Annotated in this window: 12 protein-coding genes; 6 read left to right on the top strand and 6 right to left on the bottom strand. The window is 71.7% G+C overall.

The window, feature by feature from the left end:
- Positions 1-260: 260 nt before the first annotated feature.
- Positions 261-1,409 carry a transaldolase family protein gene (locus AC4IJH_RS33905; RefSeq protein ID WP_490855787.1) on the bottom strand — a complete coding sequence of 383 codons (1,149 nt, stop codon included), beginning with the start codon at positions 1,407-1,409 and terminating at the stop codon, positions 261-263.
- A gap of 557 nt (positions 1,410-1,966) precedes the next feature.
- On the opposite strand from AC4IJH_RS33905, the gene AC4IJH_RS33900 reads away from it, so the two are divergent.
- From AC4IJH_RS33900 to AC4IJH_RS33875, 6 genes are all read left to right on the top strand, one after another.
- Positions 1,967-3,145 (top strand): 3-deoxy-7-phosphoheptulonate synthase, encoded by a 1,179-nt coding sequence (locus tag AC4IJH_RS33900; RefSeq protein ID WP_490855786.1) that lies wholly within the window; start codon positions 1,967-1,969, stop codon positions 3,143-3,145.
- A gap of 81 nt (positions 3,146-3,226) precedes the next feature.
- Positions 3,227-3,997 (top strand): 2,3-dihydro-2,3-dihydroxybenzoate dehydrogenase, encoded by a 771-nt coding sequence (locus AC4IJH_RS33895; protein ID WP_490855785.1) that lies wholly within the window; start codon positions 3,227-3,229, stop codon positions 3,995-3,997.
- An 84-nt stretch (positions 3,998-4,081) separates the two neighbouring features.
- Positions 4,082-4,744 (top strand): isochorismatase family protein, encoded by a 663-nt coding sequence (locus tag AC4IJH_RS33890; RefSeq protein ID WP_490855784.1) that lies wholly within the window; start codon positions 4,082-4,084, stop codon positions 4,742-4,744.
- Positions 4,741-6,678 (top strand): anthranilate synthase family protein, encoded by a 1,938-nt coding sequence (locus tag AC4IJH_RS33885; protein WP_490855783.1) that lies wholly within the window; start codon positions 4,741-4,743, stop codon positions 6,676-6,678. Before AC4IJH_RS33890 ends, AC4IJH_RS33885 begins: the two co-directional genes overlap by 4 nt.
- Complete coding sequence (locus AC4IJH_RS33880) at positions 6,675-7,181, top strand: transketolase-like TK C-terminal-containing protein (RefSeq protein ID WP_490855782.1); 507 nt, start codon at positions 6,675-6,677, stop codon at positions 7,179-7,181. Before AC4IJH_RS33885 ends, AC4IJH_RS33880 begins: the two co-directional genes overlap by 4 nt.
- Before the next feature lie 85 nt (positions 7,182-7,266).
- A complete protein-coding gene (locus tag AC4IJH_RS33875; protein WP_490855781.1) occupies positions 7,267-7,851 on the top strand; it encodes an NADPH-dependent FMN reductase in 585 nt (194 codons plus the stop codon).
- A gap of 155 nt (positions 7,852-8,006) precedes the next feature.
- On the opposite strand, the gene AC4IJH_RS33870 is transcribed toward AC4IJH_RS33875, so the two are convergent.
- The 5 genes from AC4IJH_RS33870 to AC4IJH_RS33850 form a co-directional block, all read right to left on the bottom strand.
- Complete coding sequence (locus AC4IJH_RS33870; protein WP_490855780.1) at positions 8,007-8,873, bottom strand: arylamine N-acetyltransferase family protein; 867 nt, start codon at positions 8,871-8,873, stop codon at positions 8,007-8,009.
- Between the two features lie 23 nt (positions 8,874-8,896).
- Positions 8,897-9,745 carry an aquaporin gene (locus tag AC4IJH_RS33865; RefSeq protein WP_490855779.1) on the bottom strand — a complete coding sequence of 283 codons (849 nt, stop codon included), beginning with the start codon at positions 9,743-9,745 and terminating at the stop codon, positions 8,897-8,899.
- A gap of 450 nt (positions 9,746-10,195) precedes the next feature.
- Positions 10,196-12,052, bottom strand: a complete 1,857-nt coding sequence (gene asnB / locus AC4IJH_RS33860) for an asparagine synthase (glutamine-hydrolyzing) (protein WP_490855778.1) — start codon at positions 12,050-12,052, stop codon at positions 10,196-10,198.
- A gap of 69 nt (positions 12,053-12,121) precedes the next feature.
- Complete coding sequence (locus tag AC4IJH_RS33855; RefSeq protein WP_490855777.1) at positions 12,122-13,834, bottom strand: carboxylesterase family protein; 1,713 nt, start codon at positions 13,832-13,834, stop codon at positions 12,122-12,124.
- 172 nt (positions 13,835-14,006) lie between these two features.
- Positions 14,007-15,242, bottom strand: coding sequence for an NAD(P)/FAD-dependent oxidoreductase (locus AC4IJH_RS33850; protein ID WP_490855776.1), 1,236 nt, complete (start codon positions 15,240-15,242; stop codon positions 14,007-14,009).
- Between the last annotated feature and the right edge of the window lie 9 nt (positions 15,243-15,251).

Here is a 15,251-nt window from a genome sequence, read left to right as displayed (position 1 = left end):
ACCGTCCGGTACGGCGCCTTGCGGCACCGCGCCGACCGGCGCTCTGTGACAGCGCGCGGTGACGTTCCGTACCGCGCGCTCCAACGCTTCCCAGCGCGGCTCAGGGTTACACAGCCGGTGCCCACGCGCACCGTAATCCGTCACCACAGCCGCCCAATCAGGCCGTTTTACCGGCCCTTGGGGTGTTTCTCCCCGTCCCGTACGCCTCCGGGCGCAGCGCGGGGCCACCGGCGCCCCACCCGGCCATCAGGGCCCCGGCCTCACACCGGCCCGTGCGGCAGGGCCAGTTGCTCGCCCAGCGTCACCAGCAGCGCGCGGCGGACCTCGGCGAGCCGGTCCACGCCCTGTTCCAGCAGCTTGTCGGCCACCGCGTCCTGGGAGATGCCGTTGCGCTCCAGACGGTCCCACAGCGCGGCGGCGGGGCGGGCCCGGCCCGAGAGGGTGTCGCCGCGCAGCAGGGAGCGGCGCGAGACCTCCCGCAGCGCGGTCTCCGGCAGCGCGAGGACGGTGCCCCAGGCGACCATGCGGCCGGTGTAGCGCGGGTGCGGCACGGCCGGGCCGCCGGGGCGCCAGGTGGACCACAGCAGCCGCTGCGGGCGGGCCCCGGCCGCGCGCAGGCCGCGCCAGCGCGCACCGCCCAGGCGCGCCTCGTACTCCGCGTACATCAGCCGCCCGGTGGCCAGCGCCGCCTCGCCGCGCAGGGCCAGGGCGCTGGCGGTGCCCGCCTCCTCCAGGCGCGCGTCCACCTCGGCGTCCAGCCGGGCGACCGGCAGCTCGGCCACCGAGGCGATGTCCGCGAGCCGGCGCCCGCGCGCCAGGGCCTGCTCCAGCCCTTCGAAGTAGACGTCGGCCACCTCGCGGTAGCGGCGTACGGAGTAGATGTGGGTGGCGTGTACGCCGATGCCCTGGCGCAGACAGTCGCGCATCGCCGTCAGGCCCTCGAAAGTGGCCGGAATTTTGACCAGGACGTTACTGCGGCCCAACTGCCCGCTGAGCGTGGCGGCTTCGGCCAGGGTCGCGCCGGACTGATGGGCGCGGCGCGGGTCCAGGTCCACCGAGACGCGGCCGTCCAGTCCGCGGCCCGCCTCGAAGACCGGTCGTAACTCGTCCGCGCACCAGCGGGATTCATGGGTGGTCAGTTCGCGCAGCGCGCTCTGGGCGGAGGCGCCGCGCTCGGCGAGAGCGCTCAGCAGGTCGCGGTAGACCTCCGACTCGCTCAAGAGACGCAGGAGGACCTCTGGATTCGAGACGGCGCCTCGAATTCCGGTTTCGTCGATATGGCGGGACAGTCCGCCGGCCGCCAGCAGGCTCCGGCCCACGCCGTCCATCCACGGCGCGACGCCTTCGTACATCAGGCGGCGCAGGCGCGGTTGTTCGTCCGCCGCCGGCGCCTCTCGTGAGGAAAGCATCACGACTCCTCTCGCTGCACACGGAGAAAGCACTGGCGCAGCAGGCGGTACCCCTCCAGAGGGTGTCCCAACACCGTTTGCGCGGGCGGGTTTTCACCGCGGAACAGTGCACGTCACTTCGGCTCCACCGTACATCCGGCTTTCTTAACCTGGACGCTATGCATCCAGGATGAGCGGCGCAACCATTTGCTTCATCTTTACCTGAAGGGCACTGCCCGACTTGATGGAGTTGCCGGACATGTGACGAAGTGTTCCGCCCGGCATTGGCAGTAACTCCCGATTCGCCACAGGATTTTGGGCCAAGAACCATGCCGGCCTCGACGGCGGCGGCACGCGCACCGACCCGGCGCTGAACAGTGCCCCGCACCACGGGGGAGCGGCCCACGCTCCGCCGTATGCGGCCGTCAGATCCAGCCCGAGCCCGACAACGGCATTCGTACGGCGCCACCGACACCCCGGCCGGGAAATTCTCCATGACCCGGAAAGCCCGAGCCGGTGAACTCCAAGACTGACGAGCAGGCCCGCGCACTGCTCCCCCTTCCCTCCTGGAGGCATCCGTGCATCACGTTCTTCTGCCCGACATCCGCTGGAAACCGTGCCTGCAACAGCCGGAATGGGATGAGGGCGACTCATCGCTGGTCGAGAAGGTCAGGGCCGCCCTGGAGGCGTCCCCGCCGCTCGCCCAGTTCCACGATCTGCGCACCCTGCGCTCGCTGCTGGCTCAAGTGGCGGACGGCGAGGCCCAGATCGTGCAGGCCGGCGACTGCGCCGAGGACCCCGCGGAGAGCTCGCTGGGGTACGTCTCGCGCAAGGCCGCCGTGCTGGACCTGCTGGCCGGCGCGATGAAGATGATCACTCATCGTCCGGTGCTGCGGATCGGCCGCATCGGCGGACAGTACGGCAAGCCGCGCTCGAACAACTACGAGACGGTCGGCGGCGTCGAACTGCCCGTGTTCCGCGGCCACATGGTCAACAGCCCCGAGCCGGACGCCGAGGGCCGCAGGCCCGATCCCAAACGGCTGATAGCCGGCTACCGCGCCGCCCAGGACGTCTTCTCCCACCTGGGCTGGCTGGACGGCGACCGCTCGCCCATCGACCCGCAGGTGTGGACCAGCCACGAGGCACTGCTCATGGACTACGAGCTGCCCATGGTCCGCCGCGACAGCGAGGGCAATCTCGCGCTCACCTCCACCCACCTGCCGTGGATCGGCGAGCGCACCCGGCAGCTGGACGGGGCGCACGTCGCCCTGCTGGCCAAGGTCGTCAACCCCGTGGGCTGCAAGGTCGGCCCCAAGATGTCGGTCCCCGAGCTGCTGGGCCTGTGCGAGCGCCTGGACCCGCAGCGCGAGAAGGGCCGGCTGCTGCTCATCTCCCGGATGGGGGCCAAGAACGCCGCCGAGCGGCTTCCGGAACTGGTCAAGGCAGTGCGTGCCGCGGGCCACCCGGTCATCTGGCTGTGCGACCCGATGCACGGCAATACGGTGACCACGCCCGAGGGTCTGAAGACCCGGTACCTGGAGACGGTGGAGCAGGAAGTCCAGGACTTCCAGGCCGCCGTCACCTCACAGGGCGGAGTGGCCGGCGGTCTCCATCTGGAGACCACCCCCGACGACGTGACCGAGTGCGTCGCCAACGGCTCCTTCGCCGACCGGGTCGGGGACAAGTACACCAGCTGCTGCGACCCGCGGCTGAACCCGTGGCAGGCCGTCTCCGTCGTCTCCGCCTGGCGTGGCTGAGGCCCCGCCGGTGCGCTGCCGTATCGGCACGGGACGGACACCCCACGGAACCAGCACGCCTGGAGACTTGGAGAAGAGCATATGGAGCAACGGGTCGCCCTTGTGACGGGGGCAGCCGGTGGCATCGGCGCGGCGGTGGTCAAGGTGCTGGCCGAGGAAGGCCACGCGGTGGCGGCCGTGGACCGCGAAGCCTCCGGACTCATGGAAATCGTAGGCGAGTTGAACGACGCGGGTCTGCGCGCGCAGGCCTTCAAGGCGGACGTCACCGACAGCGCCGATGTGGAATCCGTCGTCGAGGAGGTCGAAAAACAGCTCGGCCCGATCAGCTATCTCGTCAACGCCGCCGGGGTGCTGCGGCTGGGAGAGGTGTGGAACCTCTCCGACGAGGACTTCAAGGCCATGTTCGCGGTCAATGTCACCGGGGTCTTCTACGTCTCCCGTGCCGTGATCAACCGCATGGTCAAGCGCTCCAGGGGGGCGATCGTGACCGTCGCGTCCAACGCGGCGGGCACCCCCCGGGCCGGCATGGCGGCGTACTCGGCGTCCAAGGCCGCCGCGACGCTGTTCACCAAGTCGCTCGGCCTGGAGGTGGCCAAGTACGGGATCCGCTGCAACCTGGTGGCTCCCGGCTCCACGGACACCCCCATGCTGCGCTCGATGTGGGACGACGACTCGGGGCGCATCGGCACCCTGGAGGGCCGCCCGGACGCGTACCGCGTAGGGATTCCGCTGCGCAAGCTGGCGCTGCCCTCCGACATCGCCGACGCGGTGGTCTTCCTGCTCTCCGACAAGGCCGCCCACATCACCCTGCACGACCTCACCGTGGACGGTGGCGCCTCCCTCGGCGTCTAGCACCCCGTATCCCGGTCCGCCGGGCCCCGGCGTGCCCCACGCCCCCGCCACCGGTACACGAGAGACGAGACTGGAAAGGACACCATGGCAGGCATTGGCCCCATACAGCCCTATCGGATGCCGACAGCGGGAGACCTGCCCGACAACACCGCGCAGTGGAGCGTGGACCCGGCCCGTGCGGTGCTGCTCGTCCACGACATGCAGCGCTACTTCCTCAAGCCCTTCCCCGACGCCGGCGGCCCCAAGGACGAACTGGTGCGCAACGCCACCGAGTTGCGCAACGAGTGCGCCGCCCTGGGCATCCCCGTCGCGTACACGACCCAGCCCGGCGGCATGGACGAGCAGCAGCGCGGACTGCTCAAGGACTTCTGGGGCCCCGGCATGCGGGTGGACCCCGCCGACCGCGAGGTGATCGACCCGCTCGCGCCGGCTCCCGGCGACTGGGTCTTCACCAAGTGGCGCTACAGCGCCTTCTTCCGCTCCGACCTGCTGGAGCGGATGCGCGCGCACGGCCGCGACCAGCTGGTCGTGTGCGGCATCTACGCGCACATCGGTGTGCTGGCGACCTCCATCGAGGCGTTCACCAACGACATCGAGACCTTCCTGGTCGCCGACGCCGTCGCCGACTTCTCCGAGGGATACCACCGGATGGCGCTGGAGTACGCCGCAGCCCGCTGCGCCGTCGTCCTGACCGCCAAGGAGGTCCTCACGGACGCCACGAGCATCAGCAAGGGGGTTCAGACGTGAGCGACGACCTGCTCTACCGCGTCCTGGGGCACAATCCGCCCGCGTTCGCGCTGCTGCACCGGCCCGAGACCACCGGGCCCGACTCGCTGGACGTACTGATCGGCGAGGTCTGCACGCCCGGCACGCTGAAGGACATCCCGCTGCCCGACGGGAGCGCGCGCACCACCGGCGGCTCCCGCCAGGACGTCCTGGCGCTGGTGCCCTACCGGCAGATCGCCGAGCGGGGCTACGCCGCGCCCGACGACGGCGCGCCGCTGCTGGCGATGACGGTCACCGGCCAGGCCACCATGGCCGTCGCCGATGTGCTCGCGCGCATCCCGGACGTGCCCATCGAGCTGTCCGAGGGGTACTTCGACCTGGACGACGCGCAGTACGCCGAGACCGTACGGCGCATCGTCACCGACGAGATCGGCGAGGGCGAGGGCGCCAACTTCGTCCTCAAGCGCACCTTCATCGCCGATATCTCCGACTACTCCCCGCGCACCGCGCTGGCCTTCTTCCGGCGCCTGATGGAGCGCGAGTCCGGGGCGTACTGGACCTTCATCATGCACACCGGGGAGCGCACCCTGGTCGGGGCCACCCCCGAGCGGCACGTCAGCGTGCACGGCGGCACCGCCGTGATGAACCCCATCAGCGGCACCTACCGCTACCCGTCCACCGGCCCGACCCTCCCGGAGGTGATGGACTTCCTCGCCGACCGCAAGGAGGCCGACGAGCTGTACATGGTGGTGGACGAGGAACTGAAGATGATGGCCCGGATCTGCGAGTCCGGCGGCCGGGTGGTGGGCCCCTTCCTCAAGGAGATGGCCCGCCTGGCGCACACCGAGTACTTCATCGAGGGCCGCACCGACCGCGACCCGCGCCGCATCCTGCACGAGACGATGTTCGCACCCACCGTCACCGGCTCGCCGCTGGAGAGCGCCTGCCGGGTCATCGACAAGTACGAGCCGCACGGCCGGGGTTACTACAGCGGCATCGTCGCGCTCATCGGCCGCGACGAGCGGGGCGGGCGCACCCTGGACTCCTCCATCCTCATCCGCACCGCCGACATCGACTCCGGCGGCCGGGTACGCATCGGGGTCGGCGCCACCCTCGTCCGCCACTCCGACCCGGCATCCGAGGCCGCCGAGACCCGCGCCAAGGCCTCCGGGCTGCTGGCGGCGCTCCAGCAGGGCGGGCCCACCCGCTTCAGCGACCACCCGCAGGTACGGGCGGCGCTGGCGACCCGCAACACCACCATCGCCGACTTCTGGCTGGCCGGGGCCACGGTGGGCGGGCGCCAGGACCCGGTCCTGGCCGGGCGGCGGGTGCTGGTGGTGGACGCCGAGGACACCTTCACCTCGATGATCGACCACCAACTGAGGTCGCTGGGGCTTGAGGTGACGGTCCGTCGGTTCGACGAGCCGTACTCCTTCGACGACGGCTACGACCTGGTCGTGATGGGCCCGGGGCCCGGCGATCCGCGCGAGCTGTCGCACCCCAAGATCGCGCACATCCGCTCCGCGGTGCGCACCCTGCTGGACGAGCGGCGGCCGTTCCTGGCGGTGTGTCTGAGCCATCAGGCCCTCAGCCTGGAGCTCGGCTTCGACGTGAAGCGCCGCGACGTGCCCAACCAGGGCGTGCAGCACGCCATCGACCTGTTCGGCGCCCCCGAACGGGTCGGCTTCTACAACACCTTCGCCGCGCGCAGCGCCGAGGACAAGGCGGACTGCCCCGGGGTGGGGGTGGTCGAGGTCAGCCGCGATCCGGACACCGGCGAGGTGCACGCGCTGCGCGGCCCCGGCTTCGCCTCCATGCAGTTCCACGCCGAGTCGGTGCTCACCCAGGACGGCCCGCGCATCGTCGCCTCCCTGCTGGGCGGGCTGCTGGCCCAAGGGGCCCAGAAGGGCGCCGAAGAGGCACAGGGCGGGGCGGCGGAGGACGTGGCCGCATGAGTGCCCCGGTGGCACACCGCAGGACGGCGTCCGCCGCGCACCAGCGCGCGGCGGCGCCGTCCGCGGCACAGTGCGTGCTGGCCGAGGCCGACGGCGGCCGGCCGCGCGCCGTACTGGTCGCCGTGGACGGCGAGGAGCGCATCGCCCTGGACGCGCGGGAGTTGTTGCAGCGCGAGGGGATCGCCACCCGCGTGGTGGCGGTGCCCAGCGCGCAGTGGCTGGCGGCCCAGTCCAGGCAGTACCAGGATTCGGTCATCCCCCCGCAGGCCGCGGCGCGCGTCTCGGTGGCCTCGGGCCGGGTGCTGGGCTGGTACGCGATGCTCGGCCCGGCGGGCGAGTCGGTGAGCCTGGCCGCCTTCGGGTCCCGGGCACCGTACGGGCACCTCTACCAGCAGCAGGGGCTGACCGCCGAGCGCGTCGCGGCGGTGGCCAGGAGCGGGGTGCGGCGGGCCGAGCGCGGCGGCGGGTGGCTTGATCGTGCCGCCCGCCGGCGGCAAAGGTGACGGATTTCCGTCGTGCGGCTTGAGCGTCTGGGCGCGTGCACAGAGAGTCATTAGGGAATCCGCCCAGCCTTAGAGAGGTAACAGCATGTCCGCAGAGCGACTCCGCCTCGCCGTCGTCATCGGAAGCATCCGCGAGGGCCGCATCGGTCCGGGCATCGCCGACTGGTATGTCGAAGAGGCCCGCGAGCACGGCGAGTTCGACATCGACGTCATCGACCTGGCCGACGTCAAGCTGCCCGACCGCATCACCGAGGAGCCCCCGGCGCAGGCCAAGGAGGTCGCGCCGCGCTTCGCCGCGGCCGACGCCTTCGTCCTGGTGACCCCGGAGTACAACCGTTCCTACCCCGCGTCGCTGAAGACCGCCATCGACTGGCACTTCGCCGAGTGGCAGGCCAAGCCGGTCGCGCTGGTCTCCTACGGCGGCATGGGCGCGGGCATCCGTGCCTCCGAGGCGCTGCGTGCCCCGCTCACCGAGCTGCACGCCACCGTCATCCGCGACACCGTCAGCATCGCCAATGTCTTCAACATGATCGGCGAGGACAACAAGCTGACGTCCAACCCGGGTCTGAACGGCGCCGTCAAGACCCAGCTCGACCAGCTGACCTGGTGGGCGCACGCGCTGCGCGACGCCAAGGCCAAGCGGCCCTTCCAGGCCGGCCCGGCGGTCTGAGGACGGCCACCGGCTGTCTTCCCCACAGGCTGGCGAGCACCCCGCACCACCGCACCACCCTGAACAACCGCACAAAGGAACCGGCCGGGAGCGTGGTCCCGGCCGGTTTCGTGTGCGCCGCCGCGGCGGCGCGGTCAGTGGGTCTCCGAAGGCGGTCAGTGGGTCTCCAGGAAGCGCAGGACCCGCTGCTCCTCCTCGTCGGTCAGCGGCAGGCGGAAGGTCTCGCGCAGGATGCGCAGCACCGCGTGCGGGGCGAAGGTGACGCGCTCGGAGCGGCCCTCGGGGTACTCGGTGAGCAGCTCCCGGTCCCGCAGCAGATAGCGGGCGCCCTCCTGGCCCTGCTGGACCACCAGGTGGCCCACGAAGGGCGAGGTGGGCCGGGTGGAGCTCACGTAGTGCGCGGCCTGGAAGTCGACGTGGAACTGCGGCTCCTGGCGGAAGGCGTACAGGTCGAACCAGCCGCCGCCGCGCATCACTTCGAGCACCCAGTGGCCCTCCTCCACGCGCAGCCGCCACTGCCAGCCGCCCACGGTCAGGCTGGCGCCCTCCGCCAGCGGTATGGGCTCCATCAGGCTCGCGTAGCCGTAGCCGGGGTCGGCCAGCCACACCTGGTCGTCCGCCCGTACCAGCAGGGAGGTGTGCGAGCGGAACCGCCGCTTGCGCGCCCCCTCGCGGATACGGGACAGCAGCCGGGTGACGGGGAAGCCGAAGCGGTCCAGTGCGGCGGCGAACAGCAGGTTGGTCTCGTAGCAGTAGCCGCCGCGGCCGCGGCCCACCAGCTTGCGCTGGAGGGCGTCGATCCCGATGGAGACCTCGCGGCCGATGGCGATGTCGATGTTCTCGAAGCAGACGGCGGACGCATGGGCCCGGTGCAGCGCGCGCAGCGCCTCGGCGGTGTTCGCCCGCGGCCCCCGATAGCCGACCCGGGCCAGGTAGGCCTCCAGGTCCAGCTCCGCGCTGCCCCACTCCGGGGAGTGGTCGACCACCGACGGTTCGTACGGGGTGAGCATCAGGCCCTTCATGGCGTCCCTTCAGGTCTGTACGGTCAGCCGCACAGGGGGACCTGGTCGTCCGCCCGGGCGGATCGCGCTCGGTTCTCGGTGCTCGTCCCGATCGCGGCGCTGTGGGTGATCGTGGTGCGCTGGGCTGCCCCGGCGCTCTCGGCCGGCTGCGCCACGCCGGCCGCCGGGGAATCCCCGGTGCCGGACACGGACGGAGCGGCCGGCGGCCTCAGTGCGGCGGCCAGCGCGGCCGCTCCCGCGGCGCCGAGCACCGGCCCGATCAGGTACGCCGCCAGGAAGGCGAAGTGCCCCGAGAGCACGGCGGGCCCGAACTGGCGGGCGGGGTTGACCGCACCGCCCGCGATCGGGCCCAGGAAGATGATGAAGCAGCCTATGGAGCCGCCCACCGCGAACGGTATGAACTTGCTGATCCTGGGCCGCAGCATCAGCGCCGCGACGATGGTCATGCACGCCATCTGGGCCGCGGTCTCCACGGCCAGCACCCCGGCGAGGTTCCAGCCCTCGGCCGGTCCCACCGCGGCGTGCCGTACCGAGGCCACGTCCATCACCGGGCCCCAGGCCAGGGAGGCCAGCCACACCCCGGCCACCGAGCCGCACATCTGGGCCACGCAGAACGGCGCCACGTTGCGCCCGGGGAAGCCGCGCAGCAGCCACAGCCCGATGGTCACCGAGGGGTTCATGTGCCCGGCGGTCTGCCGGGACATGGAGAAGTGCACGATCACGGTGTTGGCGATGCCGAAGAAGATGCCGAACACCACCTGTGCGGACGTGCCGTTGAGCACGTCCGCCAGCGGCGCGTCCGGGGCGAACACCCACCGCACGGCGGTGGCGATGAGAAAGAGAATGCCGGCGGTGATGAAGAACTCCAGCACGGTAAGCCGTGCCAGTGGGTACCTCGCGGCTAAGCCTGCGAGCGAGGCGGACTCACGGCGGTGCGTGCCGTGCTGGGGCGTGCTTGACGTCATCGTTCCTGCTCCGTCTCCGGGTGCTGATGCGGAATGACGGACCACCGCCCCTGCGTGGGGCGGTGTCCGGACCGCGCCCGGCCCGGCAGGGCACAGACTCACGTCCGAGGGTTCTCACCAGGACTGCGGGAGGGCGCGTGGCATGCGGGGACGGCGCGGCGGGGCGGACCCTTGCTCGCCAGATCCCTGACTACGACGGTGCCGGTCTCCAACGCGCCCTCCCTTCCGGCTTGTCGGTGCGATGGCCTCTCCACGGGGAGCGTCGCCCTGGGGCGCGTCCCGGACAAGACAGCCTAGGGAACTGTGTCAGGTCCGCGGGAGGAAACCCCCGCGGACATGACCCACCGCACACTCCCCCTACAGCTCGATACGGACGTTGTAGTCGCTCGCCCAGGCGTTGAACTCCACCAGGCGCTCCATCACGGCCCGGGTGCCCCACAGCCCGCCGAGCGCCGCGTAGGACTCCAGCGGCTTGTCCAGCAGCTTCTGGATGCCCTCGCGGGAGACGATCTGCAGCACCGGGGAGCCGTCCGCCAGCAGCGCCGCGACCTTGTCGCGCAGCGCGGTGACGTACTCCGTCTCCTGGGTGGAGGGGTAGGGGCTCTTCTTGCGCTCCAGTACGGACTCGGGCAGCACATGGGCGGAGGCGGCGCGCAGCAGGCTCTTCTCGCGGCCGTCGAAGTTCTTCATCGCCCAGGGGGTGTTGAAGACGTACTCCACCAGCCGGTGGTCGGTGAAGGGCACCCGGACCTCCAGGCTGGCGGCCATGGAGATGCGGTCCTTGCGGTCCAGCAGGAAGTTCTCCCACCGGCTGATGTTGAGGTAGAGCAGCTCGCGCATCCGCGCCTCGTGGCCCGACTCGCCCTCCAGGCGCGGGACTTCGGCCAGCGCCTCGGCGTAGCGCTTGGAGACGTACTCCTCCAGGCCGAGCCGGTCCCACAGGCCGATGTCCTTGATGGTGTCCAGCCCGCCGAGCCGGCGCCAGGCGTCGTACCAGGGGAAGGTGTCCCCGTTGACGGCCTCCTCGTCGAAGAACCAGTTGTAGCCGCCGAAGAGCTCGTCCGCCGTCTCGCCGGACAGCGCGACGGTGACCTGCTCCTTGAGGGCCTTGCACAGGTGGTAGAGCGAGTGCTCCATGTCGCCGGTGGAGATCGGCAGGTCCTGGGCGCGCAGGACGCGCTGGCGCACCGACTCGTCCAGGACGTCCGCGCTCTCCAGCTCGACCACGATGTGCTCGGCGCCGCAGTGCTCGGCCACGTCGATGGCGTAGGGGGTGTCCGGGTCCATCCAGATGCCGTTGTCCTGGAAGGTCTCGTCGTTGTTCTTGAAGTCGATCGAGAAGGCCTTGACCGGCTCCTTGATGCCCTTCTCGCGGCGCACCTTGGCGGCGATGGCGGTGATGGCGCTGGAGTCCAGGCCGCCGGAGAGCAGCGTGCCGACCTTGACGTCGGCGATCAGCTGGCGGGCGACGATGTCCTCCAGGAGCTCACGCACCTTGACGATGGTGGTCTCCAGGTCGTCCTGGTGCTCGTGGGCGGTGAGCTCCCAGTACGTACGGGTGGTGTGGCCGCCGCGGCGGAAGGTGACGACCGTGCCGGGCACGACCTCGTACATGCCCTTGAAGACGGCGTGGCCGGGGGTGTTGATGATGGCGAAGATCTCCGCCAGGCCCTCGGCGTCGACGACGGCCTCGGCCTCGGGGTTGGCCAGGATCGCCTTGGCCTCGGAGCCGAAGAGCACGCCGTCGGGCGTGGGGTAGTAGAACAGCGGCTTGACGCCCATCCGGTCGCGCACCAGGAGGAGTTCCTCGCTGCGCGGGTCCCAGATGGCCAGGGCGTACATGCCGTTCAGGCGCTCGGCGAAGTGCTCGCCCCACTCCAGGTAGGCGTGCAGCACGACCTCGGTGTCGCTGGTGGTGCGGAACTCGTGGCCCAGATCGGTGAGTTCCTCGCGCAGCTCCAGGAAGTTGTAGACCTCGCCGGTGTAGATCAGGACGGGGTCGCCGTCGTCCGGGGCGCTGACGTGCATCGGCTGCCGTCCGCCCTCGAGGTCGATGATGGACAGCCGGCGGTGGCCGAGGATGGCGTGCGGGGACTGCCATATGCCCCCGTCGTCCGGTCCCCGGCACTCCAGCGTCCGTGTCATGGCCGCCGCGGTGTCGGTGTGCCTCTTCAGGTCGCGGTCGTAGCCGACCCAGCCTGCGAGTCCGCACATAGAGCCTCAGTTCCTTCCCTCAGGGCGTTCCTGTGTCCGTCATGGGCGTTGCTCGGGTCGGCGGTGGGGTCAGGGGCGGGGCACCCAGCCCGCCGTGTCCCAGTACCGCAGTTGGGCCTGCTTGGGCAGATCGGCGACGCGCGCCGCGCGCCCCTTGGCGATCTTGTCGCCGAGGATCAGTGCGCTGGGGCGGCCGGGCGCGAAGGTGGGCCAGGCGGGCGCGTGGGGGCTGGTGGGCCGTTGGCCGCGGGCGAAGGAGGCCACCAGCTCGATGAAGGTGTCCGAGACCAGCTTCTGGTCGGGTCCGTTGCCGTACGCCGGGGCGTTCTGCGGCAGCGCGTAGGAGCCGAACAGGAACTTGGAGCTGGCCTCGTGCGGGGTGCCGAAGTAGGGCGGCTGGACGGGGTGGGCGAACTCCATCACATAGCTCTCGGCACTGCTCTGGCGGGCCTGGCGCTCGGCCAGCCGCACGATCTGGTAGCGGAAGAGGCCGTCGCCCCACAGCTCGCTCCACAGGGACACCGGGTCCTGGGGGCGGCCCTCGGCCGCCGCGGCGCGCCGGTAGACGGTGATGACCTCCTCCACCTGCTCGTCGGAGACCTTCACGGCGCCCTTGTGCAGGGTCTCGCGCACCACCACGCGCAGTTCGGCGTCGTTGGTGGGCAGCTTGCCCGGGTAGGGGTAGCCGGGGCCCTTGGTGAAGAAGGTGCCTTCCGTACGCCCGAAGATCGCCATCGTCGGCAGGTCGGGGGTGGGCAGCTGGTAGTCGAAGCCGCGCATCCAGCGGCCGTCGACCACCGGGCCGCGGTACTCGCGCGCGCCGTTGACGATGCGCTGGGTGGGGCTGCCGGAGAAGACCTTCTCCCAGGCGTCGAACAGCGCCCTGGCCGGTACGCCGCGCAGCCCCTTGACGGTGGTGCCGAAGCCGCGCGCGAGGTGCTCGTAGACCTCGGCGGACTCGCCGGGGGTCATCGAGCTGGCGGGCTCCCAGACGTGTTTGACGCTGATCGGGATGATCCGCCGGATGATGCCGCGCAGTTCGGGCAGCAGGGCCAGCTGCCAGGTGCTGGAGCCGCCCGCCGAGGTGCCGGCCAGGGTGATGTTGCCGGGGTCGCCGCCGAAGGCCGCGGCGTTGCGGTGCACCCAGCGCAGCAGCGCCGCCTGGTCCTGCAGGCCCCAGTTGGCGAAGCCGCCGGTCTCGGGGTCGGTGAGGTCCTTGTGCAGACCCCAGCCCAGGCCGCCCAGCCGGTAGTTGAAGTTGATCACGACCAGGTCGCCGTGCGCGGCCGGGCGGGCGCCGTCGTAGTCCGGCTCGCTGCCCGCGCCCAGCATCCAGCCGCCGCCGTGGATGTAGACCAGCACCGGCCGGGCCCCCTTGACGTCGGGGGTCCAGACGTTGGCGTAGAGGCAGTCCTCGCCGCTCTCGGGCACGTAGTCGCCCTGTACGGAGGGCAGGGCGAACCGGGTGGCGTCCCGCACCCCCTGCCAGGGCGCGGGCGGGCGCGGCGAGGCGAAGCGCAGCTCGCCGACGGGCGGCGCGGCGTACGGGACGCCGCGGAAGACCGAGACGGCACCGGCGGCCTCGCCCAGGCGCTCGCCCGATATCAGCCCCTCTGTCGTACGGACGATCACGGAGTTCCCCCGCTCTGCGGTCCTGCGGGGCACGGCTCCCCTCGGTTCGGCGGCCAGTGCGCTGGGCACGGCCAGGGCGGTGGCGGCGGCGGTGGCCGCGGCCACGAAAGTGCGCCTGGGCAGCGCGTGAGGGACTTGTCCCAGGGGCATGCTCGTACTCCCGCTTCGGCTCGGGCGGTCGGTCGGCTCGGTGCGAGGGGCGGCCCGGCGGCCGGCGGCCGCCAACTTCGCCCCTCCGCGGGCGAATTGCCGCGGTTGCTGGCGATCGTCCCCCGCCGCGGCGGGCCCCTCCAACGGAGCCGCCGCTACTCCGTCACCTCAGCTACGCCGCACAAGCCCCTGAGCGGGCGTCCGGCGCTGACCACAACTCGTGCGGCGGGGCGGGCAGTTCGCGCCCGACCAGGGAGCGCAGCGGTCCGTAGGCGCGCGCGTCGCCGACCAGGACGCCGCCCAGCAGGGTGCGCGCGTCCTCGCCCAGCACCAGCTTCTTGTACGTACGGGCCCTGCGGTCGGTGTGCGCCAGCTGGAGCGCGCCGGGCGCCGCGCCGTGCGGGTCGCCGAAGCTGGCCACGTCCACGCCCAGCAGCTTGAGCTTGGTGGACATCTCCGCGCCGGGGAACGTGGCGTCCCGCTCGCCCAGCAGCTGGCCCGCGACGGCCTGCGCCATGCGGTAGCCGGGCGCGGCCAGCCCGTAGGTGCGGCCCCGCACCGCCGCGCACTCGCCGATCGCCCAGATCGCCGGGTCCTCGGTACGGCAGTGCTCGTCCACCAGGAACCCGCCGCGCTCGGCGGTGGTGAGCACCGCGCCGTCGGCGAGGTCGTCGCGCGGTCGCACCCCGGCGGAGAAGACCACGACGCGAGCGGGCAGGACCTGCTGCCCGGCCAGCCGCACCCCGGACACCCGCCCGTCGGTACCCGCCTCGACGGCGCGGGTGGACAGGCCGCAGTGCGCCCGTACGCCGATGTCGCCCAGCAGCGAGGCCAGCAGCTCGCCGGCGCCCGCGTCCAGCTGCACCGGCATCAGGTGCGGCGCCATCTCCACGACGTGCGGCCGCATGCCCAGCAGCCGCAGCGCGTTGGCGGCCTCCAGGCCCAGCAGCCCGCCGCCGATGACCACGCCGGGCGCGCCGGGGACGGCGGCGGCGCGGATCGCGTCCAGGTCTTCCAGCGTGCGGTAGACGAAGCAGCCCGGCAGGTCCCGGCCGGGCAGCGGCGGCACGAACGGCCGGGAGCCGGTGGCCAGGACGAGCGCGTCGTAGCCGATGCGCTCGCCGCGGTCGGTGGACACCGTGCGGGCCGAGCGGTCGATGGAGACCACTTGGGTGCCAAGGCGCAGCTCCACCAGCCGGTCGCGCAGCGTGGCGGGCTCCACCAGGCTCAGGTCGCGGGCGCTGCGCCCGCCCAGGTAGGAGGAGAGGGCGACCCGGTCGTAGGCCGGGTGGCGCTCCTCGCCCACCACGACGATCCGCCAGGCGCCCGCGGCATCACGCTCCCGCAGGTCGGTGACCAGCCGGTGGCCGACCATGCCGTGCCCGGCCACGACGAGTGTGCGGGACATCGCTGGGTT

It is taken from the genome of Streptomyces sp. UF-297, assembly GCF_058245575.1.
The sequence above is the reverse complement of the archived record's forward strand: the minus strand, read 5'-3'. Positions and strand labels throughout refer to the sequence as shown.